We start from the raw sequence: 23,461 nt of genomic DNA on the forward strand, positions 1-23,461 counted from the left end.
GGTTAGCCGATTCTTCACCAGAACTCGGGCCAGTTAATGTGGGAGGTGCCATGTCTCGCGTCATACACGTTTTCCGGACTCCCGACCGTTTTATCGCAGGAACAGTCGGTGAACCCGGCGAGCGCACTTTCTACCTGCAGGCTGTGCACGTAAAGCGGGTAATCAGCGTCATGCTGGAGAAGCAGCAAGTCAAGGTTCTTGCTGAGCGTATCGGTGCGATGCTGGACGAGGTCCAGCGGCGCTTCGGGGCGGCAATCCCGCCGCCGGAGACTGCTCTGACTGACGCAAGTCCGCTGGAGACACCGATCGAACCCGAGTTCAGAGTGGGAACAATGGGGCTGGGCTGGGACTCTGAAGCGAGCACAGTCGTCGTGGAATTGCTCGCATTTACGGAGGGCGAGATAGACGAATCCGTCGTCCTGGGTGACAGCGAGGAGGGGCCGGACGCCGTTCGGGTTTTTCTTTCCCCTGCGCAAGCCAGACAGTTCGTGGCCCGGGCTGAACGCGTTGTTTCAGCCGGACGGCCTCTGTGTCCACTGTGTGCCTCCCCGCTCGATCCCGAGGGGCATCTGTGTATCCGGCTGAACGGCTACCGGAGAGGGGCGGAGATCGATCCGTCTGACATCGACATCGACGTCCTCGATGACCCGGACAACCCCAGTGACGACCCTGATGATCTCGACGATCCCGACTCGTAGACCGACGCCGTGACAGGCCCCTTGAATAGCCCTCCCGAACGGGTGGCGGTGGACGAGGTGCTTCGTGACGGCGAATTGACAGTCCTCGGGCAGCTGCGTGCCGCGAGCAACGCAAGCTTTCTCTGTGACGCCTCCAAGGATGCCACCGTCGTCCGGTGCATCTATAAGCCGATCCGAGGCGAGCGCCCGCTCTGGGACTTTCCTGACGGGACTCTGGCAGCGCGTGAACTGGCTGCATTCCGGATCTCCAGCGAACTGGGGTGGGGAATCGTACCGACCACACTGGTCCGGGAGGGCCCCTTCGGGCTGGGGGCGGTCCAAGAATGGATTACCGAACTCGACGAGGACGCGGTGGGCCAGGCGCTCCTCGGACTCTTCCCCGTTGACGCACTCCCGTCGGGCTGGCTGCCGGTGCTTCGTGCTGTGACCAGTGATGACGAGGAAGTCGTGCTCGCGCACGCAGACGATGCCCGGCTGGCCCGGATTGCTGTCTTCGACCTCGTTGTGAACAACGCGGACCGGAAAGGGGGTCACGTTCTCGCAGATTCTGACGGCGCGGTCTATGGAATCGACCATGGTATTTGTCTGCACCGCGAGGATAAGTTGCGAACGGTACTGTGGGGCTGGGCTGGCCGGGCGATCAGCGACGATCATCTTGCGGACTTGCAGCGCCTCGGTAAGGCCATCGCGGGCGTGTTTGGTGATGAGTTACGGACATTGATCACCGATGAGGAAGTGACCGCGACGGTGAGGCGGATCCGGCGCATACTGGACGGACCGTACTTTCCGCGTCCAGTATCAGGACTTGGTCCGGTTAGCCCCATTCCCTGGCCACCGTTCTGAACACATACAGTGGTTGCCATGCTCTCCTGGTCTGCACCTGAACTTCCGAGCGTCGGCGATCTGCCTGGAGGATTGCGCGAGTCCGGTCCCGTATTGCGTCTGTACGACACAGCAGACCGCGCGATACGCCCAGTGAATCCCGGGCAGACCGCCACGATGTATGTCTGTGGCATCACCCCGTACGACGCGACACACCTTGGTCACGCTGCCACCTATTTGACCTTCGACGTCATCAACAGAATCCTGCGTGCGCAGGGGCACGACGTTCACTACGTTCAGAACGTCACCGACGTGGACGACCCACTTTTCGAGCGCGCGAACCGCGACGGCGAGGATTGGGTTGTGCTCGGTATGCGCGAGACGGCACTGTTCCGCGAGGACATGGAAGCATTGCGCGTGCTGCCGCCGCGTGACTATATCGGTGCGGTGGAGTCAATGGGTGAGGTCATCGAGATGGTGGAGAAGCTCATGGCATCTGGCGCCGCATACGTCGTTGACGACCCAGATTTCCCGGACGTGTACTTCCCGATCGACGCGACGGTTCAGTTCGGCTATGAGTCCGGGTATGACGATGTCACGATGCGGAAGTTCTTCGCGGAACGCGGGGGCGACCCGGACCGTCCCGGGAAGCGGCACCCCCTCGACGCGCTGATCTGGAGAGCAGCCCGTGAGGGCGAGCCGAGCTGGGAATCTCCGTTCGGCGCGGGGCGGCCCGGCTGGCATATCGAGTGTTCGGCAATCGCGCTCAACCGAATCGGTACAGGGTTCGACATCCAGGGTGGCGGGAGTGACTTGATCTTCCCGCACCATGAGTTTTCAGCAGCACACGCGGAAGCCGCGACAGGTTCGGAGCGGATGGCCCGGCATTACATTCACACCGGAATGATCGGACTCGACGGTGCGAAGATGTCGAAGAGCCGCGGCAATCTTGTTTTCGTATCGAAACTGCGCGGCGAAGGTGTGAATCCTGCGGCGATCCGACTCGCGCTACTCGACGGGCACTATCGTGCTGACCGGTCCTGGACAGCGGAACTGCTGCATCAGGCAGAGCGGCGTCTCGCACTGTGGCGCGCAGCGGCGGCGAGGCCGTCGGGGCCGCCCGCTGACGATGTTCTAGCCCGAGTTCGACAGCACCTTGCCGATGACCTTGACACGCCTAAAGCGATTGCTGCACTTGATTTCTGGGCAGACGAAGCGGTTGCGAGAGGTGGATCCTCGCGATCGGCACCACGGGATGTGGCGCTCATCACGGATGCGCTTCTGGGAATCTCGCTTCAATAGGAAACGTTGACGGGTCAACTGCCGATACACCCATAGAAGCAACATCTGCTGAGTTAGCTGGCGGGTGTGGGGAGCGAACTACATGTGCGTGGGAGTTGATCCGGATGACCGGCGGTATCGTCACCCTGAGTGTGACAAATATGACTGAGGAAACGCTCGAGCTAGACGGGGCTGGGCATGAGAATGCCGCGCTGAACTGGGCCGAAGCTGCGCCGCGTGCGATTCCAGGGCACGCGGCCGCGCGATTCTCAGCGCGGGAGAGTCATAGCGTCACATTCCTGATCGGCGGTGACCCCGATCGCCCGGTGTTCATCCAGGTCGCCGACGACGCTCACGGTATTGGTGACAGCTGCGGAATCGATGTGTGGGCCCCGCCCGTGTATTCGGTCGAAGTGATGGGCGTCGGTTCAGGCCGTGTCGCTGTCTCACTCGCGCCGTCGCGCAAGCGTGCCGGCGCCGGCTTCGTCGCGTGATTGCTACCGGCTGAAGCCACCCGGATTGCCGCCACCGTGGCCCCCATGCCCGCGCGGGCCCCGGCGCCGGAGGTATCGCTCGAACTCGTGCGCGATCTGCTCGCCGTCGATCTTTGACATCAGCTCACCAAGGTCATCCTCCGCGTCACCTCGCTCTTCTAGCGCACGCACGTAGTCAGCAATCTCCTCGTCCTCGCTCGCCATCTCCGTGATCGACTGCTCCCACTCTTCCGCCTGGCTGGGCAGCTCGCCAAGTGGGACTTCGATATCAAGGACATCCTCAACGCGCCGCAGCAGCGCAACAGTGCCCTTAGGATTTGGTGGCTGCGAGACGTAGTGCGGGATTGCCGCCCAGAACGACACGGCAGGGATGCCATGCCGCACGCATTCATCCTGCAGTACTCCGATAATCCCCGTAGGACCCTCGTACTTGGTCTGCTCGAGGCTATAGATTTTTGCTGCCTCGGCGCTGTAGGCGGTCCCGCTCACGGGTACCGGCCGGGTATGGGGAGTGTCGGCGAGCAACGCCCCGAGCATGATGACAGTGGCCACGCCCAGGTCGTCCGTCGCATCGATCAGTTCGCGGCAGAAGGCTTTCCACCGCAGGTTTGGCTCGATGCCGCGCAGCAGGATGACATCACGCTCAGAGCCCGGAGGCCGGCACACCGAAAGTCGTGTCGTCGGCCAGTCAAGCTCGCGGGAGACCCCGCTGACGAGCCGGACTGTGGGCCGATTCACCTGGTAGTCGTAATAGTCGTCTGGGTCAATCTCGGCGAGGGGCTCCGCATCCCAGATCAGCTCGAGATACTCAACGGCATCGCTAGCAGCGTCACCGGCATCGTTCCACCCCTCAAAAGCGGCGATGAGGATCGGATCGCGCAGGGGGCGCGATTCACGGGTCAGATTGCGGAGGGTCACCCTCGCAGCCTACGACCGCTAGGCGATCTGTGTGTATGCGGCACGAAACACGGGTGTTGCGCCAAACTGGATTCGCGCCGATTCCGAATAGGCTCAGTGAGTGGGATAACCTGCCGAAGTACCCCGACTGTCGCACTACCCTGGAGTTCATGCCTGTGTCTGTTCGTACGTCCCTGCTTGATGCGCTCACTCAGCGTGTTGTCATCGGCGACGGGGCCATGGGAACAATGTTGCAGGCCGCGCACCTTACGCTTGATGATTTCCGTGAGCTCGAGGGCTGCAACGAGATCCTCAACGACACGCGTCCTGATGTGCTCCGTGAGATCCACCTCGCGTATCTCGAAGCCGGTGCCGACGCGATCGAGACGAACACGTTCGGCTGTAACTTGCCGAACCTCGCCGATTACGACATCGCCGATCGGATTCGCGAGCTAGCGGAGAAGGGCACGCGCATTGCGCGCGAGGCGGCCGACGAGACCGGTCCGAGTGCCGACGGGATGCCACGGTTCATACTCGGGTCGGTTGGACCGGGCACCAAACTTCCCACCCTCGGCCACGCACCGTTCGCATCGCTGCGGGACGCATATGCTGAGTGCGCGCTAGGCATGATCGACGGGGGAGCAGATGCCATCCTCATCGAAACGTGCCAAGACTTGCTGCAGGTAAAGGCAGCGATCATCGGCGCGCAGCATGCCATGGATCAGGCGAACACGCGTTTGCCTATCATCACCCATGTCACCGTCGAGACGACCGGAACGATGCTGCTTGGCAGCGAGATCGGGGCAGCGCTGACAGCGCTGGAACCGCTCGGTATCGATCTGATTGGTCTGAACTGCGCGACAGGTCCAGAGGAGATGAGCGAGCACCTGCGCCATCTTTCGAAGCACTCCAGGCTGCCTGTGTCGGTAATGCCGAACGCTGGCCTGCCAGTCCTCGGTGCGAACGGTGCGGAGTACCCGTTGACAGCCGAGGAACTTGGCGTCGCGCTGAGCGGATTCGTGCGGGAATTCGGGCTCGCGCTTGTCGGTGGCTGCTGTGGCACTACACCGGAGCACATCCGCCAGCTGCGTGCCGCTGTCCTCGAGACGCGACAAGCTGAGCGCCATCCGCGGCCAGAGCCAGGGGTGGCGTCGCTGTATTCGCACGTGCCGTTCAAGCAGGACAGTTCGATCTTGATGATCGGTGAGCGCACCAACGCGAACGGCTCGAAAGCGTTCCGTGAAGCCATGCTCGCAGGCGACTTCCAGAAGTGCCTTGATATCGCGAAAGATCAGACGCGCGACGGGGCGCACATGCTCGACCTGTGCATCGACTACGTCGGGCGCAACGGCGCCGAGGACATGTCAGAACTTGCAAGCCGTCTCGCGACGTCGTCAACCCTGCCGATCATGCTCGATTCAACAGAGCCGGAGGTTCTGCGCGCGGGACTCGAACACCTCGGGGGTCGCTGCGCGATCAACTCGGTTAACTACGAGGACGGTGATGGCCCGGACTCCCGTTTCTACCGCATCATGCGCCTGGTCAAGGAACACGGCGCCGCTGTGGTCGCACTGTGCATCGACGAAAACGGACAGGCTCGTACCGCCGAAGACAAAGTCCGTGTGGCTGAGCGCCTCATCGATGACATCACCGGCAACTGGGGCTTGCGGGACGAGGACATCATCGTCGACTGCCTCACCTTCACTATCGGCACAGGGATGGAAGAAAGCCGCAAAGACGGGGCTGCCACGATCGAGGCGATCCGGCAGCTGAAGGAGCGGCGGCCCCGGGTCCATACGACCCTAGGGCTATCGAACATTTCGTTCGGTCTCAACCCCGCAGCGCGGCAGGTGCTCAATTCTGTATTCCTGCACGAGTGTGTCGAGGCTGGCCTCGACACGGCCATCGTGCACGCATCGAAGATCTTGCCGATGTCGAAGATCGGTGAAGAACAGCGTGAAGTGGCGCTCGACCTTGTATATGACCGTCGCCGTGAGGGATATGACCCGCTCCAGAAGTTCATGGACCTGTTCGAGGGCGTGTCAGCTGCGTCAGCACGGGAATCCCGGGCACAGCAACTTGCTGCGCTGCCGCTCTTTGAACGGCTTGAACGACGCATTATCGACGGTGAACGGAACGGCCTCGACACTGACCTCGAAGAGGCAATGAAGGAGAAGCCGCCGCTCGCGATTATCAATGAGAACCTCCTTGCCGGCATGAAGGTCGTCGGCGAGCTTTTCGGTTCCGGACAGATGCAGTTGCCGTTCGTGCTGACCTCCGCGGAGGTCATGAAGACTGCTGTCGCGCATCTCGAACCCCATATGGAGGCAACGGGGGATTCCGGCAAGGGGCGGATAGTTCTCGCGACTGTCAAGGGCGACGTTCACGACATCGGTAAGAACCTGGTCGACATCATTCTGTCGAACAACGGATACGAGGTCATCAACCTCGGCATCAAGCAGCCCATCGCAAACATCCTCGACGCGGCTGTCGAGAAGAAGGCCGACGTCATCGGGATGTCAGGTCTTCTAGTGAAGTCCACAGTCGTGATGAAAGAGAATCTCGAGGAGCTCAATTCCCGCGGGTTCGCGGACAAGTTTCCCGTCCTTCTCGGTGGCGCCGCGCTCACCCGTTCCTATGTCGAGAATGACCTGACTGCGGTCTATCACGGTGATGTGCTGTATGCACGTGACGCGTTCGAGGGCCTGCGGCTGATGGACACCATCATGGCAGAGAAGCGTGGTGAGGGTCCCGACCCCAACAGCCCGGAAGCGGTCGCCGCGCGCGAAAAGGAAGAGGAACGCAAGGCGCGTCACGAGCGATCGAAACGGATCGCCGAGAAGCGGAAAGCGGAACAGGCGCCGGTAGTTGTTCCTGAGCGGTCCGACGTCGCTGAGGACCTCGACGTCCCTGTGCCCCCCTTCTGGGGCACTAGGATCGTGAAGGGCATCAGTCTTGCGGAGTACTCGACGACGCTAGACGAACGTGCCCTGTTCCTCGGGCAGTGGGGTTTGCGCGGAGTTCGGGGTGGCGAGGGGCCTTCCTATGAGGAGCTTGTGGAATCCGAGGGCCGCCCACGCCTGCGTTACTGGCTCGATCGCCTGAGTACGGAGGGGATTCTCGCTCATGCAGCTGTCGTGTACGGCTACTTCCCGGCCGTCTCGGAGGGCGACAGCGTCTTCGTTCTCGAATCACCAGAGCCGGACGCTCCCGTGCGGTTCGAGTTCGAGTTCCCGCGCCAGCAGCGCGACCGGTTCCTGTGCGTCTCTGATTTCGTTCGGTCCCGGGCCAGGGCGCGTGCGACAAACCAGGTCGATGTGCTGCCGTTCCAGCTGGTAACCATGGGGCAGCCGATCGCGGACTTCGCGAATGAGCTGTTCGCGGAGGACCAGTACCGCGACTACCTGGAAGTGCACGGTATCGGCGTGCAGCTTACGGAGGCGCTCGCCGAATACTGGCATCAGCGAGTCCGTGAAGAACTGATCATGCCCAGCGGGGCCGCTGTCGCTCGTGAAGACCCGGCGGACGTGCAAGAATTCTTCCGGCTTGGTTATCGCGGCGCGCGCTACTCGTTTGGCTACGGCGCCTGCCCGAACCTAGAAGACCGGGTGAAGCTCGTAGAGCTGCTTGAGCCAGGCCGGATCGGTGTGGCGCTCTCGGAGGAGCTACAGCTGCATCCGGAGCAGTCGACCGATGCGTTTGTTCTCCACCATCCAGAAGCGAAATATTTCAATGTCTGATCTGGGTCTGCGCGCCGTTCTCTGGGACATGGACGGCACGCTTCTCGATAGCGAGAAGATCTGGGATATTTCACTCGATCTGCTTGCAGAGCATCTGGGCGGTGAACTCTCTCACGCCGGCCGTGAAGCCATGGTGGGTTCAAACATGGCGCACAGTCTGACGATCCTGTTCAGCGACCTCGGTCTGGCCTACGAACCCGAAGATCTGATTCAGGCGGGAAAATGGTTGCGTAATAAGACATCGGAGCTGTTCGACCAGGGGATTGACTGGCGTCCAGGAGCGCGGGAGGCGCTTGACATGGTCGCGGCGGCTGGTGTCCCGATGGCGCTGGTGACAAACACCGAGCGCGTGCTTACTGAGCGGGCTCTCGGCACGCTTGGGCGGAGCCGCTTCGATGCCATCATCTGCGGAGATGAGGTTGAGCGCGGCAAGCCGTCACCGGAGCCATATCTCAAGGCCGCCGCCGAACTCGGTTTCGCCCCGGGAGACTGCGTCGCCATCGAGGATTCACCGACCGGCAGCGCGGCGGCTGAATCCGCAGGATGTGCGCTGCTTGTCGTGCCGTGTGCGGTGCCGATGTCACCGGCGCCGGGACGAGTTCTGCGGGAAAGTCTCGAAGGACTGTCCTGGGAAGATCTTCATGCTGTCTGGCGCCGATGAGTAGTCTGGCGTGGTGGCGCACCCCCGGATGTATACCGACTCGGACCCTTGGCTGAGCGAGATCCGTGACATCGCGCTGAGTCTGCCTGAGGCGGCAGAAGTTGAGGCGTGGGGAAGACCAACCTTCCGGGCGAAGAAGATGTTCGGGATCTACAACGGGAGTCTCAGCGATCGATTGAGCCTTGAGTTCCGTCCGGAGCTCTCGGAATCGGAAGCCCTGCGGCAGGATCCGCGGATCTTTGTGCCACCGTATACGGGCGCTTACGGTTGGCTCGCGCTCGACCTCCTTGTGGAGACGCCGGATCTCCAGGAGATCGCCGAGTTGCTTGAGGCGTCGTATCGGCTCGGAGCACTGAAACGGATGATCAGGGCGCTCGATGAGCGATAGCCCCAGAGCACTGGCCGACCTCCCGTACGCGCAGTACTTGGAACGTCGTAGTGCATTGCCGGAATGCGACGATTCGGCTGATTGCGCACTGTTCGACGGCGTAGAAGCGACAGACCTTGCGGTGAAAGGTGTGAGGTTCACCGAATGCGCTTTTGACACGCTGAGAATTATCGCGAGTTCCTTCCAGGGTTCACAGTTCAGCGAGGTGTGGGTACACGGTTCACAGTTCGTGAGCGGAACACTCGCGGACACCAGCTGGCAGAATTCCGAGGTGGTCACCTCGTCGTTCGCAGGGGTCGAGATGCATGGTGTGACGTTGCGCCGCGTGACTTTTCACAACTGCAAGTTCGATTCCGTGAACTTTCGCAGCGCACGGATGCGGGACGTGACGTTCGCGGATTGCGTTCTCCGGGACGCCGACTTCGGTGGCGCCTCGCTTGAACGCGTGTCTGCGACGGGCAGCGAACTCACAGGGATCAAAATGGATCACGTGACCCTCAAGGACGTGGATCTACGGGGTGCGACGCGTCTCTCGATCGCTTCGGGAACTGAACGCCTGGAAGGAGCGACGATCACGCCACTGCAGCTAGTAGAGCTCGCTCCAGCGTTTGCTCGAGCGCTTGGGGTGTCGGTGCGCGAATGAACTCTCAATGCTGCTGGTCCGCGAAGCGTTCGAGCCGGGCGAGGCGTTCCTCGTCGGTCGTTCGCGGACACGTCGCGCAGGCGACGCCACCGTCAGCGACCTTGAAGTAATAGCAGCAGCTGATCCGTTTCCGTGTCACGTGCTCGCGCTGTTTCGAATCGTGGACGACGGAAATCGTTGAGGCATGTTCGAATTCGCGACTCCCGCCTGGCAGAACCGATTTCGCGTCGGCCAAAATCTGGGCGGGCGCCGCTCCGGTCTGCATCGCCATCCCAGTGTCAAGACTGTCGAAGAACACGCCGAGGAGGTGCCGCCGTGGCAACTGGGCGCCGCCACGGTAGTTCGAGAGGAAGTCATCGGCATGTAGCCGGATTTCGGTGCGCAGGATGCGTGCCAGATCTCGTTCGGTGCTGACGACGTCCGCGTCGCGGTGTGTCGCATCGGGGTCTGACGGGAGGCACCAGAACCTGGGGGAGAGCAGGGCGATACCGTCAGGATATGCGTGCTCGTTGTGCCGGTGGAAGGCCAGCGACTGACGGTCGAGGCGGGGAACCCGGCGGGCAAGTCCGAAGCTCATCCCCCCGATGCAGCCCGAGATACTGGCATACCAGTCGAGGACGTACGCCGCTGAAGCCATAGGGTGGTGCCGGTGGAAGTCGCGCCGCAGCATATGCGTGACGCGGGCCTCCCATTCGGCGATGAATTCGGGTCCGGACTGGCTGCAGAGTGCCCATTCGCCGGTACTGGGCTGGCCGGTCGTGATCGACGCCCACGCCACTCTTTTATTGATCTGCGCAACTGTGTGCGTCAACGGGTGGGTCATAGGGGAGGGAAAGGGTGGTGGGACATGGTCGCCTACGACGCTCCAGCGTCCGCGAGTTTCGCCACGGCGAATTCAGCGTTTCGCTCGATTCGGTTTCGCGCGTCGGCGGGGAGTGAATCAGTGGACAGAAGCTGCCGCCACGCGTCGTGGGATTCACGATAATGCCCTGACCAGTAGGCGACGAGCGCGTATTCGTCGAGGAGACCGTAATCGTGGATCCATTCCTCGACGAATAGGCCGGTTCTGCTCCATGACGTGTCGACGGCATACTTGGCGAGAATGTAGCCCTCGTGATTCTTGCCGAGCAGGCGGCACATCCGGATCGCGCCATGGAGGGCCTCGACGCGCTGGCATATCTCGAAGGCTGCAAGGTAGCTCTGCACGACGTCCGCGCCGTCGAACTCAAGGGCCTCTTTGAGTTGCGCCGCCCGGTACAGACTGACGAACACCTCTTGCTCCCAATAACCCTGCTGAGCCCGTTCGAGATACGCAGCGAGCGCATCACGCTGTGCTCCACCGTCTTTCAGTGACTGGGCTCGGTAGAACGTATAGCGCGCGCGCATGAGGGGATCGGTTTCGGTCTTCAGCGCATCCGCCAGGACATCCGCGTCGTCGAGGTACTTTCGCGGGTTCCTGTTCCGTGCGCTGTCCTGGAACTGCTTGATGACGAACCCGGAAACGGTGCCGCGCGACTCGGCGAGGGAAGTGTCAAGGAATTCGTGCAGAACGCCGCGATAGTGAAACGCGGGACGATTGCTGAACAGCAAAGGCAGTCGATAGCTCACCTTTCCTGTGATCATCGGTATGTCGTAGAGGTCGTATTCCAGGGAGTCGCGAAATCCTGCGGCATCGAAAGTAGCGTCGGGCACAAGGACCGCATCTGCGTCGATCATCAGCCCGTAATCGACGGTGCGGACTTCGCGCAGCTTCTGCATTGCGTAACTGCGGTTGTACGCAAAGTCTCGCCACGGTTCCTCTATTACCTTTCCCTGCCGTCCTGACTCGGTGAGGTATTCAAGGACGATGTCCTGCGTGCCGTCAGTCGAGCCGGTATCGACGATCAGAATGTAGTCGGCGAGAGGCTCCACGCTGGTGAGGCATCGGCGAATGACGTGGGCCTCATTCTTGACGATCATGCAGATACCGATCCTTGCCATGTGTCACCTCTTTCGCGTGTTCAGCAGAACGCTAACGGGTCAACAGGTGGAGGTGCCCGTGCGCCACGCTCTCGTGGTCAGTTTGTTCGACGACGCGGCAGTATTGCGTAGATCACACTAGCGGCCCTAGCCTTGAGATCATCAGCTCTGGGCCGAGAGGGGCCGGCCGATGCATGAACTCGCTTTGACGGAGAGCATCGTGGATGCGGTGTGCGAGCACGCGGCTGGCAGGCGTGTGCGTTCGGTCCAGGTTCAGGTAGGGGCGCTGTGCGCGGTGGTTCCTGACGCCATGCAGTTTTGTTTTGAACTCGCGACGTCCGGGACGGTTGCGGAAGGTGCATCTCTCGATCTCGATGTGATAGACGCGCACGCCCGGTGCCAGACGTGCGGTCAGGAGTTCCTTCTGCCCGATCTGATTCTTCTTTGTTCGTGCGGAAGTGCTGACGTGGTGGTCCTGTCGGGGCGCGAATTGTGCATCAAATCCATGAAGGTGGGGTAGGGCGATGTGTTCAACATGCGGATGCGGCAATGCTGACGGGCCGATGATTTCGGTACCCCACCAGCGCCACCATGAGCACAGCGATGACCACGGCCACGGCCACGGCCACGGCCACGGCCACGGACCGGGTGAGCACACCCACGACCACGTGCACTCGGCCGGGACGGCAGTCCGGTCCGACCCGCAAGAATCGGAAGAAACGATCGTCCTCGAACAAAAGGTACTCGCCAAGAACGACCTGCTTGCGGACCACAACCGCGTACACATGGCCCAGCACGGCATCGTCGCCATCAACCTGATGAGCTCTCCTGGAGCGGGTAAAACGACTTTGCTGGAACGAACAATTCGCAGCACGAACCATCGGGTGGCGGTGATCGAGGGCGATCAGGAGACCCTCCTGGACGCGGACCGGATTGCGGCGACGGGCGCGCGCGTCGTCCAGGTCAATACGGGAGCAGGTTGCCACCTTGATGCCTCCATGCTGCAGCGCGCGCTCGATCAGCTGTTGGCTGAGGACAACACGTTGCTGTTGATCGAAAATGTGGGAAACCTCGTGTGCCCCGCACTATTCGATCTGGGGGAGCAGATGAAAGTGGTCATCATCTCGGTAACTGAGGGGGACGACAAGCCCCTGAAGTATCCGCATATCTTTGCGGCTGCCGACCTGGTCGTGGTCAACAAGACCGACCTTCTGCCCTACGTGGACTTCGATATGGCGGTGTGTGAAAGAAACGCGCATTCCGTCAATCCCGATGTCCGGATTATCGCGCTCTCCGCTCGCAGTGGCGAAGGCCTGGAGACATGGCTCAGCGAACTCGATCGTGTCATGCCAGTTGTTGCCTAATGATCAGAATGGGGTCCCGATGAAACTCGTGCGCGCATGGCAGGCAACTGTGACTGCCGCTGTCGGTGTTGTGCTCATGCCGGCGATCGCCTCGGCGACTCCGTCATCTGGAGTGCAGTCAGAACTGCTCGGCACGATTGATGTGCCCGTCAGTCTCCCCAGTGCGCCAGCAGGTGGCACGGATGTAACGTTTCGCCGTATCGAGATTGCGCCCGGCGGATACACGGGCTGGCACTGGCATGAGGGTCCCGTGTATGCGCTTGTCGCAGGCGGGACACTGACTCGCGTGCTGGCGGATTGCACGGAAGTCGTCTCACCGACCGGGGCCGTGGTCGAAGAAGTGGTCGGACGAAGTCAGCGGCACAACGGCGTCAACCAGGGTGACGTGCCCACAGTCCTTTTCGTCGCTTATCTGATGCCGTCGGGCCAGCCACTTTCCGTTGACGCGGAGGCGTCCGACTGCACGTGACACGTTTACCAGCCGGGTGACCAGAACGGGTCGTGTTAGTGCAGGTCAGTCACACCAACTGGGCTTTGACCCAGCAATTCATGATCGCGTAAGATGTGATTTGCGTCACGCAAGTGGGCCGAGGGTCGACTCCTGTGACGAAGGGGCTTCGAGGCACTGTCCCGCCCCGGAAAGTGGCAACCATGTCTGACACGGCGGCTACAGCAGAAGAGACTTTGATCCACGTTCTGTGGATCAACGCCGGATTGAGTTGCGACGGAGACTCGGTAGCGCTTACGGCAGCTACCCAGCCAACGATCGAAGAAATCGCACTCGGCGCCTTACCGGGACTCCCCAAGATAGCTGTGCACTGGCCGCTCATCGATTTCGAATGTGGACCCGAAGGGGGAGCTGACGACTTCCTCGAGTGGTTCCGCAAAGCTGACCGCGGCGAACTCGAACCTTTCGTTCTTGTGGTCGAGGGATCAATACCCAATGAGAAGATCCACGACAGCGACGGATACTGGTGCGGATTCGGCAACAATCCCGATGGTCAGCCGATAACGACGAGCGAATGGCTGGACCGTCTCACCCCGAAAGCAACAGCGGTGGTAGCGGTCGGCACGTGCGCGACATACGGCGGTATTCACGCCATGGCAGGCAACCCCACTGGGGCGATGGGCGTCCCCGACTACCTGGGCTGGGACTGGAAATCTAAAGCTGGACTGCCAATTGTGTGCGTGCCGGGCTGTCCGATCCAGCCGGACAACCTCTCGGAAACACTCACCTACCTGCTGTACCAGGCAACAGGCCAGGCCCCGATGATTCCCCTGGACGAGGCATTGCGGCCGACCTGGCTTTTCGGTGCGACGGTGCACGAAGGATGTGACCGCGCGGGCTACTACGAAGAGGCGGACTTCGCTACCGAGTACGGCTCCCCGAAGTGCATTGTCAAACTCGGATGCTGGGGCCCCGTCGTCAAATGCAATGTTCCCAAACGTGGCTGGATCAACGGAGTCGGTGGCTGCCCCAACGTAGGCGGAATCTGCATCGGCTGCACCATGCCAGGTTTCCCGGACAAGTTCATGCCGTTCATGGATGAACCTCCAGGCGGCAAGCTCTCCACCACAGCGGTAGGAGTGTACGGATCGGTCATCCGCAGCCTGCGAAAAATCACCGGACACACAGTCGATCGTGAACCTGCCTGGCGTACACCGAGCCAGTCCCTTACGACCGGCGCCACCCGCACTTGGTAGAGCAAAGAGGCATGCGATGACATCGACTATTCACGGCCCTGGCCCGCTTCCCACCCCGCCGCTGGCTCAAGAAGGCCCCGACGGCCTGGTGGAGATGAACTGGGATCCCATCACGAGAATTGTGGGAAGCCTGGGTATCTACACGAAAATTGATTTCAAGAAGAGGGAGGTCGTCGAGTGTCACAGCACGTCGTCGATCTTCCGTGGCTACTCCATCTTCATGAAAGGGAAAGACCCGCGAGACGCGCATTTCATCACCAGCCGTATCTGCGGCATTTGTGGTGACAACCACGCGACGTGCTCGTGCTACACGCAGAACATGGCGTACGGGGTCAAACCCCCGCACATTGGCGAATGGATCGTCAATCTAGGCGAGGCCGCCGAGTATATGTTCGATCACAATATCTTCCAGGAGAACCTGGTTGGGGTGGACTTCTGCGAGAAGATGGTCGCCGAGACCAACCCCGGAGTACTCGACAAAGCGAACAAGACCGAGTCGCCGCATGCCGGCGAGCACGGATACAAGACTATCGGCGACATCATGCGGTCGCTCAACCCGTTCTCGGGTGAGTTCTATCGTGAGGCTCTCGCCGTCAGCCGGTCCACACGCGAGATGTTCTGTCTCATGGAAGGCCGTCACGTTCACCCGTCGACTCTCTATCCAGGCGGTGTGGGAACAGTCGCCACCATCCAGTTGATGACCGACTATATGAGTCGGCTGATGCGCTACGTCGAATTCATGAAGAAGGTCGTGCCGATGCACGACGATCTCTTCGATTTCTTCTATGACGCGCTGCCGGGCTATGAGAAGGTCGGCCTGCGACGGACGCTGCTCGGCTGCTGGGGATCGTTCCAGGATCCTGAAGTGTGCAACTTCGCGTACCGGGACATGGAGGACTGGGGTCGGAAGATGTTTGTCACCCCAGGGGTCGTCGTCGATGGAAAGCTGGTGACGACGTCGCTGGTCGACATCAATCTCGGTATCCGGATCCTGCTGGGCAGCTCGTACTACGACGACTGGACTGACCAGGAAATGTTCGTGACTCACGATCCGCTGGGCAATCCCGTCGACAGGCGCCACCCCTGGAATCAGCACACCAACCCGCGCCCGCAGAAGCGGGACATGGACGATAAGTACTCGTGGGTCATGTCGCCCCGCTGGTATGACGGAAAAGATCATTTGGCGCTCGATACAGGTGGCGGCCCGCTCGCGCGGCTCTGGACCACGGCGCTCGCCGGTCTCGTGGATTGCGGCTACGTGAAGGCCACAGGCAGCAGCGTGCAGATCAATCTGCCGAAGACAGCGCTCAAGGGGCCAGTCAGCTTCGAATGGAAGATCCCGAAGCACGGATCGAACACCATCGAACGCGACCGCGCGCGCACGTACTTCCAGGCGTACGCGGCTGGATGCGCGCTGCACTTCTGCGAGAAGGCGCTGGAAGAAATCCGGGCTGGCAGAACGAAGACATGGGAGAAGTTCGAGGTCCCCGACGAGGGAATTGGATGCGGCTTCACCGAGGCTGTGCGCGGCGTGCTGAGTCATCACATGGTTATTCGTGACGGCAAGATCGCGAACTACCATCCGTACCCGCCGACACCGTGGAACGCCAATCCGCGCGACAGCTACGGAACGCCCGGTCCCTATGAGGATGCGGTGCAGGGCCAGCCGATTTTCGAGGAGAACACGCGCGAGAATTTCAAGGGGATCGACGTGATGCGGACTGTTCGCAGCTTCGATCCGTGCCTGCCCTGCGGGGTGCACATGTACCTCGGTGGCGGAAAGACACTGGAGAAGCTTCACTCTCCGACACAGTCACTGACCGGCGAGTGACGAGCACCATGACTTCCCGGGGCCCCGAACAGTGGCGGACTGCGGGTGAGCGCATTGATGCGTTGCTCGACGCGATGGCGTCGAGCGGGCCGATCGTGCGTGAGCGCGCCGAACATCTGGTCCGGGAAGTCGTCGGGCTCTACGGAGCCGCGCTCGAGCAGATACAGGCACTCGTCGGCGAGAGTGATGACAAACAGTTGCTGCGCAAGCTCGCGGACGATGACCTCGTCGCGAGTTTGCTGCTTGTCCACGGCCTTCATCCGGACGACGAGGAAACCAGGGTGCGTCGCGCGCTTGACAGCGTGCGGCCTTACCTTGGATCACACGGTGGCGACGTCGACCTCATCGGCATCGAGGACGGCGTCGTTCATCTACGCTTTCAGGGCACATGTAAGAGTTGCCCCTCCTCGACCGCCACCCTCGAACTTGCGGTGGAAGGCGCCATCAAAGCCGCTGCTCCGGAAGTGACATCGATCGAGGCGGAAACAGCCCCCGCGGGGACTGGGCAAGCTAGCGGTGGTGCTGCGGTCATCGCCCCAGATTCCCTGTTCTCGAAGGTCCACCAGCACGCGAACTGGGTTGCACTGCCTGAGCTCGCTGATCTTGCTGATGGGGAAGTTGGGGGATACGCGCTTGGTGGCACCACCGTGCTCGTGTGTCGAAGTGGCGTGGACACGTTCGCGTTCATCGACCGTTGCCCCCACTGCCTGAACTCGATGGCCGGCGCCGTGCTCCACCGCATGGCGGGCGCGAAAGCAGGTGCGGCGGTACTGAGGTGTCCACAATGCCGCACTCACTACGACGTCCGTCATGCAGGCGCCGGAATGGACGACACCAGCGAGCACTTGACACCACTGCCCGTGCTGCCGAGAAATGGAACGCTCTCCGTCGCGCTCCCGGCGGGAGCCGGGCAGTGAACGGGGCATCGAACAGCTCCGGGGGAGATTCGCCGTTCGAGGTTCTGCGGCGCATTCGTGGCACCAGGCCGCGAACACCGCCCGGCGAACGCTGCGACATGTGTGCGGTGCCGATTGATGGGGAGGCCCACTCACACGTCGTGGACGTGCAGGGCCGACAGCTGATGTGCGTCTGCAGACCGTGTTATCTGCTTTTCACCGAGACGAAAGCAAATCTGCGCTTCCGTGCCGTACCCGATCGGTACGTGCGGTTCGGTGCGGACGCACTCACCCTGGACCAGTGGAACGCACTCGACATTCCGGTGGGGCTCGCCTTCTTCTTCCGGAACTCCGTGCTCGATCGGATGGTGACGTTCTATCCGGGGCCAGCTGGCGCTACGGAGTCAGAGCTCGCGGTCGACCAGTGGACACAGATCATCGACGCGATACCGCACCTCACGCTGATGCTTCCGGACGTGGAGGCGCTGCTGATCCGTGTCCCCGAGCAGGGCCAGGGGCAGCCCGAATGCTTCCTCGTTCCGATTGACGCGTGTTACGAACTGGTCGGACAGTTGCGTGCTGTCTGGCGCGGGTTCGACGGAGGCCAGGATGCGAGGCGCCGCATCGATGCGTTCTTCAGCCAGGTAGCCGCGCGAAGCAAGCCCGCTGTTGCCAATTCCGCGGGCGGTGGGAGATGACCGCCCTTCAGTTTGAGGTTCTCTCCATTGAGCCGGAACAGTTTGCTGTTACCCCGAATCTTCTCGTGACCTTACGCATTACGGAACAAAGCGCAGCGCAGGTGCATGCGATAGTCCTGAACTGTCAGATCCGCATCGAGCCACAGCGCCGCCGTTACAGTGACGATGAAGCTGCGGGCCTACGTGACCTGTTCGGCCCTCGTGAGCAATGGGCGTCAGCGGTGCGGGCATTTCAGTGGCTTCACACGGCAACCACAGTGCCAGGTTTCGTCGGCTCGTACGACGCGACACTGCCCATACCCTGCACGTACGATTTCGAGGTCACCGCGGCGAAGTATCTGCACGCGCTCGATCGAGCGGAGAATGACGAGAACGGATCACAAGGCAAAGTGCCCCTCGTCTTTCTTTTCAGCGGCTCCGTCTTCACCAAGAGCGGCGCTGGGATCCACGTCGAACGCGTCCCCTGGCACTGTGAAGCGAGCTATGACATGCCAGTGAAGGTCTGGCATGACCTCATCGCGCAGCACTACCCGAACAGTGGCTGGCTGCGTCTGGATACGGACACGATGAACGCGCTTCTACGTTTCAAAGCGGCTAAGGGACTCACCACACTCGATGCCGCGGTGTCGCTTCTGCTCCTGCACGAGCGTGACGCGGGGGAGGTGCCGAAGTGAGTGATCTCGCGGTGAACCCTGCAAGCCTGGAACGCGCTCGCGCCGTCGCGGACGCGGTGCTGTACGAGGGGTATTTGCTGTATCCGTACCGCGCGGATTCCCGGAAGAACCAGACGCGCTGGCAGTTTGGTGTTCTCGGCCCACCGGGAGCGGCAGAACGCTTCGCAGGAGAGGAATCGCACCTCAGCGCGCAATGTCTGGTCCGTTGTGGTTCGGACGCCAAGATAGGCGTCAGCGTGCGGTTTCTGCAATTGCAGCGACGCGAGGTCGAAGAGTTACGCGAAGGTCGCTTCGTTTCAGTACCCGAAATGACGGTGGGGCAGCAACGATACCTCGCTTGGGACGAAGCAGTCGCGCATGACGTCGATCTTGGAGACCTCGCGCTTCGGTCACCGCACGCTGTGGTAACGGAGGTCAGCGGCGCTGAGGTCGTCGAGATGCTCACCGACAACGGTGACATCGCTGGTCGAGTCCGCCGGACACGCTGGCCGCTGCGAGCGGAACTGTCAGTGCACGCGACCGGCGTCAGCGACCTGCTCACAGTCAATGTCGCCGTGCGCAACACCAGTACGACGACGGGCTCGAGCGACCCGAAAACCGATGCCATACGCAGTTCACTGTTGGGCGCTCACGTCATACTGACCTGCGCGAATGCGGAATTTGTATCTCTGCTTGAGCCTGGCGAACGCACCGACGACACCGAAAAAGCAGCGGACGAAGTGAGAGCAGCGAGTTCATGCGTTCATCACCGGTGCTTTCCGGTTCTCGCGGGTCTGCCCGGCGAACGTCATATTGTTCTGATCTCGCCGATCATTCTCTATGACTACCCAGAAATCGCCGGGGAGAGCAGCGGTCCCATGTTCGATGCCACAGAAATTGACGAGATCCTCACGCTACGCGTCATGGCCATGACGGAGGACGAGAAAGCAATGGCCCGCGCGACTGATCCGCTCGCGGCCGAGATTATCGACCGTGCAGACCAGAGCACCGCGGATTCGCTTGGTGCGCTGCATGGAACGATCAGAAACGGCTCGAACGACAGGTCTGCCGGCCTCGATCACGTACCGGTCTTCACCGAACCGGGGGAGGACAAGCCCTGGTGGGACCCCGCCGTGGATTCACGCGTCGACCCGGAAACCGACACCGTGACGATCTGCGGCGTCTCCGTCGGTAAAGGAAGTCTTGTGCGGGTACACCCTTGTCGCAGCGCGGACGCACAGGACCTGTTCTTCAGGGATCAGGTTGCGCGAGTGACGATGGTGCATACCGACGTGGACGGTGGCACGCATATCGGCGTAGTCCTCGTCGATGATCCCGCAGCCGATCTGCACGACTGGTTTGGCCGCTACTTGTACTTCGCGCCGAGTGAACTCGAGCCACTCGGCGCTGATGGCACGTCACCCAGGAAGGAGAGTGCATCATGAAGGAACTCGGAGTCGCCACAACGGTGTTCCTGTCGCTACTCGTAGCGGTAGGGCTGGTCGTTGGAGTCAAATCCGTTCCAGATATTAAGCGCTACATGCGTATGCGTCAGATGTAGCGGCGCGCGATGACGGACGATGCAGCGGCACCAGGTGGTCCGGAACTGCCAGAAGCGCCGGGCGCTCCGACTCCGACTCGTGTTCTCGTCGCCGGTATCGGGAACATTTTCCTCGGCGATGATGGTTTCGGGCCGGCGGTTCTGCGCGCACTTAACGGCGGCAGTATTGCGGTGCCACCATCGGTGCGGTGCGTTGATTACGGAATCCGGGGCATGCACCTTGCCTACGACTTGCTCGAAAAGTGGGGCGGCCTGATCCTCGTCGACGCGCTGCCCGGCCGCGGCGCCCCCGGGACAGTTCACGTGCTTGAGGTCGATGCGCGCGACATCATTGAGTTGCGCTCCACCGAGGTGCCCAGGAACGCAGCGCAAATCGACGGTCACGCGATGGATCCGGCCGCCGTCTTTGCAAGCCTCGATGCTTTGGGTGGCAGCCTCCCCCGGACCCTCGTTGTCGGCTGCGAGGCAGACACGACCGCTGAGGGCATCGGCCTGTCGCCAGCTGTCGAGGCTGCCGTGCCCGTTGCCGCCCGCAGGATCGCCGAACTTGTCGCGACGCTCGAACCAGCTGGCGCGGGAAAGGAGGGCTGATCCATGTGCCTAGGAATTCCTGGCCAGGTACAGCGAATGCTGGAGGGGTACGGTGATCAGCTCGCGCTCGTCGATGTCGAAGGGGAGCTGCGGAAGGTCAACATCGGCCTGCTGTCTGACGTGCCCGCCGCTGGACCGCCCGTCTCACCCGGCGAATGGGTGATCATCCACATGGGTTTTGCGGTCGAGCGCGCGACACCTGAGGGCGCGGCGCAAGCGAGAGCGGGACTGGAATTGCTCGGCCGCGGAGCGCCGCCGCAAACACGGGGTGACCCACCATGACGCGGGTGCGGCACCGTCTGGTGGTCAATGGGGTGGTACAAGGCGTCGGATTCCGTCCGTTCGTCTACGCGACCGCGTCGGAACTCGCGCTCACCGGTGAAGTCAGCAACGACAGCAGTGGCGTCCGCATCGAGGTTGAGGGTGAAGCAACGGCCGTGCTCGAATTTGCGCGGCGCGTCGAACACGAACCGCCGCCCCTCGCGGTCGTGGAGTCGCTGAGGGTGGAATCGGCACCCGTTCGTGGCGGAACTGGCTTCCGCATCGCCGATACCTCCCACCACGACGGTGGTCGCACACTCGCCTCGCCTGATGTCGCGATCTGCGCCGACTGCCTGAGCGAACTGTGCGACCCACACGATCGCCGCTACCGCCACGCCTTCATTACTTGCACCAACTGCGGTCCACGTTTCACGATCATCCGCGAGCTGCCTTACGACCGGCGCTCCACCACGATGGCGCAATTCCCGATGTGTGAACGCTGTACCGCGGAGTACCGGGATCCTGCGGATCGCCGTTTCCATGCTCAGCCCATCGCCTGCCCGGATTGTGGTCCGGTACTTGAGTTTGTTGAGCCTCAACGACAGCCGCTCGCCGGAGAGCGTGCCCTTGAACGTGCGCGGTCGGTGATCGCGGCCGGTGGCATAGTCGCGGTGAAAGGTATCGGAGGCGTCCATCTCGCGTGTGACGCGCGCAGTCCGGAGGCGGTGGCGAAACTGCGGGAGCGGAAACGGCGCCGCGCCAAGCCGTTCGCCGTCATGGTGCGCGACCTATCGACCGCACGTCACGTCGCTCATGTGGATGCCAGCGAAGAGCGGGTGCTGACGAGCCCACAGCGGCCAATCCTCCTACTGCGAAAGAACAGTGCCGGTCGCCTCGCCGACGGCGTCGCACCAGGCATCCCTGATCTCGGTGTGATGCTCGCGTACACCCCATTGCATCACCTGCTTCTCGGATTGCCGGGCGACCCGGACGGTCCCGATGCGCTTGTCATGACGTCAGGCAACCTCGGGGGTGAGCCGATTGCGTTCCGGAACGATGATGCGGTGGAGCGTCTGAGGGAAATCGCGGACGCATGGCTCATGCACGACAGGCCGATATTGGTTCCGTGCGATGACTCGGTGGTGCGTGTCGTGGACGGTGCCGAGATGCCGCTCCGGCGTTCGCGCGGGTACGCCCCGATGCCGCTAGCGCTGCCGGTACGGGTCCCGCCTGCACTCGCTGTGGGAGCGGATGTCAAAAATACGTGCGCGGTCGCCGAAGGTCGCTACGCATGGCTCAGCCAGCACGTGGGCGACATGGATGACCTCGCCACCCTCGAGGCGTTCAGCAACACCGAGCGGCATCTACAGCACCTCACAGGAGTCGAGCCGCAGCAGGTCATTGCCGACGCACATCCTGATTACCGCTCAGTGGCCTGGGCGCGCCGCCACGCCAGCGGGCGACCGCTCCGCTCTGTGCAGCACCACCACGCGCACCTCGCCGCCGTCATGGGCGAGCATGGACTCGGTGCGCATGAGAGCGTCGTCGGATTTGCCTATGACGGCACCGGGTATGGAACTGATGGGGCGATCTGGGGAGGCGAAGTCCTCATTGGCGGTTACAAGGAGTTCAGGCGGTTCGCTCATCTGAAGTATGTGCCGCTTCCAGGTGGGGATCTGAGTGTGGAGCGCCCCTACCGAATGGCGCTCGCCCACCTCTACGCTGCGGGAATACCGTGGGCGGACGATCTTGCTCCCGTCCAGGCGTGCCCAGTGCAGGAACGTCAGGTTCTGTGGCACCAGCTCCAAACTGGTTTCGGTTGCACTCCCACCTCGAGTTTCGGACGACTATTTGATGCGATCGCAGCATTGTGCGGGGTGCGCCAGAGGGTCGACTATGAAGCAGAAGCGGCGATTGAGCTGGAAGGCCTCTCGCGTGGCATCGATGGTGGCGAGGGGTACCGCTTCGCCCTCGTTGACGACGTGGCGGATCCCGCTCCGATGCTGCGGGCACTCCTCGAGGATCTTCGCGAAGGCGTTCCGGCAGGTGTCGTGGGTGCTCGTTTCCACGCCGCTGTCGCCGATCTGACGTTGCGGTGGGCGCTGGCCGCCCATGACGAGACCGCTCTGGAAGCGTTCGCACTGACGGGTGGAGTCTTCCAGAATTCGCTGCTGCACAGTCTGGTGCGCGTGAAGCTGGCGAACCTCGGCTTCACGGCGTACTCGCACCATCGTGTGCCGCCAAACGACGGGGGCATTGCACTCGGCCAGTTGCTTGTGGGGTGCTCGCAATGAACGTCGCAGCAACAAAAACAACCCC

At 61.9% G+C, this 23,461-nt stretch carries 24 protein-coding genes; 21 read left to right on the forward strand and 3 right to left on the reverse strand.

The window, feature by feature from the left end:
- Positions 1-50: 50 nt before the first annotated feature.
- From AS9A_RS09485 to AS9A_RS09500, 4 genes are all read left to right on the forward strand, one after another.
- Positions 51-698, forward strand: a complete 648-nt coding sequence (locus AS9A_RS09485; RefSeq protein ID WP_013806756.1) for a DUF3090 domain-containing protein — start codon at positions 51-53, stop codon at positions 696-698.
- Positions 699-719: 21 nt separating this feature from the next.
- Positions 720-1,541 (forward strand): SCO1664 family protein, encoded by an 822-nt coding sequence (locus tag AS9A_RS09490; RefSeq protein WP_407636573.1) that lies wholly within the window; start codon positions 720-722, stop codon positions 1,539-1,541.
- 18 nt (positions 1,542-1,559) lie between these two features.
- The gene (gene mshC, locus AS9A_RS09495) at positions 1,560-2,822 is read left to right on the forward strand and encodes a cysteine--1-D-myo-inosityl 2-amino-2-deoxy-alpha-D-glucopyranoside ligase (protein ID WP_041450991.1); all 1,263 of its coding nucleotides are present in this window, start codon (positions 1,560-1,562) and stop codon (positions 2,820-2,822) included.
- Positions 2,823-2,962: 140 nt separating this feature from the next.
- On the forward strand, positions 2,963-3,295 hold the full coding sequence (locus AS9A_RS09500) for a hypothetical protein (RefSeq protein ID WP_148262435.1): 333 nt from the start codon (positions 2,963-2,965) through the stop codon (positions 3,293-3,295).
- Positions 3,296-3,298: 3 nt separating this feature from the next.
- Here AS9A_RS09500 and AS9A_RS09505 read toward each other — a convergent pair whose 3' ends face one another.
- Positions 3,299-4,213 carry a PAC2 family protein gene (locus AS9A_RS09505; protein WP_013806760.1) on the reverse strand — a complete coding sequence of 305 codons (915 nt, stop codon included), beginning with the start codon at positions 4,211-4,213 and terminating at the stop codon, positions 3,299-3,301.
- Positions 4,214-4,362: 149 nt separating this feature from the next.
- Here AS9A_RS09505 and metH point away from each other — a divergent pair, with 149 nt between their 5' ends.
- Genes metH through AS9A_RS09525 form a run of 4 tightly spaced genes read left to right on the forward strand, consistent with a single transcriptional unit; the run spans position 4,363 to position 9,624 of the window.
- The gene (gene metH, locus AS9A_RS09510) at positions 4,363-7,932 is read left to right on the forward strand and encodes a methionine synthase (RefSeq protein WP_041451753.1); all 3,570 of its coding nucleotides are present in this window, start codon (positions 4,363-4,365) and stop codon (positions 7,930-7,932) included.
- Complete coding sequence (locus AS9A_RS09515) at positions 7,925-8,593, forward strand: HAD family hydrolase (RefSeq protein ID WP_041450992.1); 669 nt, start codon at positions 7,925-7,927, stop codon at positions 8,591-8,593. Before metH ends, AS9A_RS09515 begins: the two co-directional genes overlap by 8 nt.
- A 13-nt stretch (positions 8,594-8,606) precedes the next feature.
- Entirely contained in the window at positions 8,607-8,981 is a 375-nt protein-coding gene (locus AS9A_RS09520) for an MmcQ/YjbR family DNA-binding protein (protein ID WP_083826677.1), read from the forward strand.
- Positions 8,971-9,624, forward strand: a complete 654-nt coding sequence (locus AS9A_RS09525; RefSeq protein WP_041450994.1) for a pentapeptide repeat-containing protein — start codon at positions 8,971-8,973, stop codon at positions 9,622-9,624. Before AS9A_RS09520 ends, AS9A_RS09525 begins: the two co-directional genes overlap by 11 nt.
- A 4-nt stretch (positions 9,625-9,628) precedes the next feature.
- On the opposite strand, the gene AS9A_RS09530 is transcribed toward AS9A_RS09525, so the two are convergent.
- Positions 9,629-10,447, reverse strand: a complete 819-nt coding sequence (locus tag AS9A_RS09530) for a (2Fe-2S)-binding protein (protein ID WP_083826507.1) — start codon at positions 10,445-10,447, stop codon at positions 9,629-9,631.
- Between the two features lie 32 nt (positions 10,448-10,479).
- Positions 10,480-11,604, reverse strand: a complete 1,125-nt coding sequence (locus AS9A_RS09535) for a glycosyltransferase (RefSeq protein ID WP_041450995.1) — start codon at positions 11,602-11,604, stop codon at positions 10,480-10,482.
- Positions 11,605-11,773: 169 nt separating this feature from the next.
- Between AS9A_RS09535 and AS9A_RS09540 the strand changes: the two genes are divergently transcribed.
- The 13 genes from AS9A_RS09540 to hypF all read left to right on the forward strand — a co-directional run bounded on the left by AS9A_RS09540 (position 11,774) and on the right by hypF (position 23,436).
- Positions 11,774-12,103 carry a hydrogenase maturation nickel metallochaperone HypA/HybF gene (locus AS9A_RS09540; RefSeq protein ID WP_013806767.1) on the forward strand — a complete coding sequence of 110 codons (330 nt, stop codon included), beginning with the start codon at positions 11,774-11,776 and terminating at the stop codon, positions 12,101-12,103.
- 4 nt (positions 12,104-12,107) lie between these two features.
- Positions 12,108-12,947 carry a hydrogenase nickel incorporation protein HypB gene (gene hypB / locus AS9A_RS09545; protein ID WP_013806768.1) on the forward strand — a complete coding sequence of 280 codons (840 nt, stop codon included), beginning with the start codon at positions 12,108-12,110 and terminating at the stop codon, positions 12,945-12,947.
- Positions 12,948-12,966: 19 nt separating this feature from the next.
- Positions 12,967-13,416: a cupin domain-containing protein gene (locus AS9A_RS09550; RefSeq protein WP_013806769.1), complete on the forward strand. Its 450-nt coding sequence runs from the start codon at positions 12,967-12,969 to the stop codon at positions 13,414-13,416.
- A gap of 182 nt (positions 13,417-13,598) precedes the next feature.
- Positions 13,599-14,651 carry an NADH-quinone oxidoreductase subunit B family protein gene (locus AS9A_RS09555; protein ID WP_013806770.1) on the forward strand — a complete coding sequence of 351 codons (1,053 nt, stop codon included), beginning with the start codon at positions 13,599-13,601 and terminating at the stop codon, positions 14,649-14,651.
- A gap of 94 nt (positions 14,652-14,745) precedes the next feature.
- Positions 14,746-16,482, forward strand: coding sequence for a nickel-dependent hydrogenase large subunit (locus AS9A_RS09560; RefSeq protein WP_085930614.1), 1,737 nt, complete (start codon positions 14,746-14,748; stop codon positions 16,480-16,482).
- Positions 16,483-16,490: 8 nt separating this feature from the next.
- Positions 16,491-17,399: a NifU family protein gene (locus tag AS9A_RS09565; protein ID WP_013806772.1), complete on the forward strand. Its 909-nt coding sequence runs from the start codon at positions 16,491-16,493 to the stop codon at positions 17,397-17,399.
- A gap of 98 nt (positions 17,400-17,497) precedes the next feature.
- Positions 17,498-18,076, forward strand: a complete 579-nt coding sequence (locus AS9A_RS09570) for a DUF5947 family protein (protein WP_013806773.1) — start codon at positions 17,498-17,500, stop codon at positions 18,074-18,076.
- Entirely contained in the window at positions 18,073-18,750 is a 678-nt protein-coding gene (locus AS9A_RS09575) for a DUF6084 family protein (RefSeq protein WP_013806774.1), read from the forward strand. The genes AS9A_RS09570 and AS9A_RS09575 overlap by 4 nt, the downstream gene beginning before the upstream one ends.
- Positions 18,747-20,174, forward strand: a complete 1,428-nt coding sequence (locus tag AS9A_RS09580) for a hypothetical protein (RefSeq protein ID WP_013806775.1) — start codon at positions 18,747-18,749, stop codon at positions 20,172-20,174. Before AS9A_RS09575 ends, AS9A_RS09580 begins: the two co-directional genes overlap by 4 nt.
- On the forward strand, positions 20,171-20,290 hold the full coding sequence (locus tag AS9A_RS24965; protein WP_013806776.1) for a DUF6893 family small protein: 120 nt from the start codon (positions 20,171-20,173) through the stop codon (positions 20,288-20,290). Before AS9A_RS09580 ends, AS9A_RS24965 begins: the two co-directional genes overlap by 4 nt.
- Before the next feature lie 9 nt (positions 20,291-20,299).
- Positions 20,300-20,881: a hydrogenase maturation protease gene (locus AS9A_RS09590; RefSeq protein ID WP_013806777.1), complete on the forward strand. Its 582-nt coding sequence runs from the start codon at positions 20,300-20,302 to the stop codon at positions 20,879-20,881.
- A 3-nt stretch (positions 20,882-20,884) separates the two neighbouring features.
- The gene (locus tag AS9A_RS09595) at positions 20,885-21,163 is read left to right on the forward strand and encodes a HypC/HybG/HupF family hydrogenase formation chaperone (RefSeq protein WP_013806778.1); all 279 of its coding nucleotides are present in this window, start codon (positions 20,885-20,887) and stop codon (positions 21,161-21,163) included.
- A complete protein-coding gene (gene hypF, locus AS9A_RS09600) occupies positions 21,160-23,436 on the forward strand; it encodes a carbamoyltransferase HypF (RefSeq protein ID WP_013806779.1) in 2,277 nt (758 codons plus the stop codon). The genes AS9A_RS09595 and hypF overlap by 4 nt, the downstream gene beginning before the upstream one ends.
- Positions 23,437-23,461 lie beyond the last annotated feature (25 nt).

It is taken from the genome of Hoyosella subflava DQS3-9A1 (assembly GCF_000214175.1).
GTDB classification, from domain to species: Bacteria; Actinomycetota; Actinomycetes; order Mycobacteriales; family Mycobacteriaceae; genus Hoyosella; species Hoyosella subflava.

Bases quoted from the DNA above. Each gene is read 5' to 3' on its own strand.
- AS9A_RS09485 (WP_013806756.1), top strand. From the start codon at position 51: ATGTCTCGCGTCATACACGTTTTCCGGACTCCCGACCGTTTTATCGCA.
- mshC (WP_041450991.1), top strand. From the start codon at position 1,560: ATGCTCTCCTGGTCTGCACCTGAACTTCCGAGCGTCGGCGATCTGCCT.
- AS9A_RS09500 (WP_148262435.1), top strand. From the start codon at position 2,963: ATGACTGAGGAAACGCTCGAGCTAGACGGGGCTGGGCATGAGAATGCC.
- metH (WP_041451753.1), top strand. From the start codon at position 4,363: ATGCCTGTGTCTGTTCGTACGTCCCTGCTTGATGCGCTCACTCAGCGT.
- AS9A_RS09515 (WP_041450992.1), top strand. From the start codon at position 7,925: ATGTCTGATCTGGGTCTGCGCGCCGTTCTCTGGGACATGGACGGCACG.
- AS9A_RS09525 (WP_041450994.1), top strand. From the start codon at position 8,971: ATGAGCGATAGCCCCAGAGCACTGGCCGACCTCCCGTACGCGCAGTAC.
- AS9A_RS09530 (WP_083826507.1), bottom strand. From the start codon at position 10,447: ATGACCCACCCGTTGACGCACACAGTTGCGCAGATCAATAAAAGAGTG.
- AS9A_RS09535 (WP_041450995.1), bottom strand. From the start codon at position 11,604: ATGGCAAGGATCGGTATCTGCATGATCGTCAAGAATGAGGCCCACGTC.
- AS9A_RS09540 (WP_013806767.1), top strand. From the start codon at position 11,774: ATGCATGAACTCGCTTTGACGGAGAGCATCGTGGATGCGGTGTGCGAG.
- hypB (WP_013806768.1), top strand. From the start codon at position 12,108: ATGTGTTCAACATGCGGATGCGGCAATGCTGACGGGCCGATGATTTCG.
- AS9A_RS09550 (WP_013806769.1), top strand. From the start codon at position 12,967: ATGAAACTCGTGCGCGCATGGCAGGCAACTGTGACTGCCGCTGTCGGT.
- AS9A_RS09555 (WP_013806770.1), top strand. From the start codon at position 13,599: ATGTCTGACACGGCGGCTACAGCAGAAGAGACTTTGATCCACGTTCTG.
- AS9A_RS09560 (WP_085930614.1), top strand. From the start codon at position 14,746: ATGAACTGGGATCCCATCACGAGAATTGTGGGAAGCCTGGGTATCTAC.
- AS9A_RS09565 (WP_013806772.1), top strand. From the start codon at position 16,491: ATGACTTCCCGGGGCCCCGAACAGTGGCGGACTGCGGGTGAGCGCATT.
- AS9A_RS09570 (WP_013806773.1), top strand. From the start codon at position 17,498: ATGTGTGCGGTGCCGATTGATGGGGAGGCCCACTCACACGTCGTGGAC.
- AS9A_RS09575 (WP_013806774.1), top strand. From the start codon at position 18,073: ATGACCGCCCTTCAGTTTGAGGTTCTCTCCATTGAGCCGGAACAGTTT.
- AS9A_RS24965 (WP_013806776.1), top strand. From the start codon at position 20,171: ATGAAGGAACTCGGAGTCGCCACAACGGTGTTCCTGTCGCTACTCGTA.
- AS9A_RS09590 (WP_013806777.1), top strand. From the start codon at position 20,300: ATGACGGACGATGCAGCGGCACCAGGTGGTCCGGAACTGCCAGAAGCG.
- AS9A_RS09595 (WP_013806778.1), top strand. From the start codon at position 20,885: ATGTGCCTAGGAATTCCTGGCCAGGTACAGCGAATGCTGGAGGGGTAC.
- hypF (WP_013806779.1), top strand. From the start codon at position 21,160: ATGACGCGGGTGCGGCACCGTCTGGTGGTCAATGGGGTGGTACAAGGC.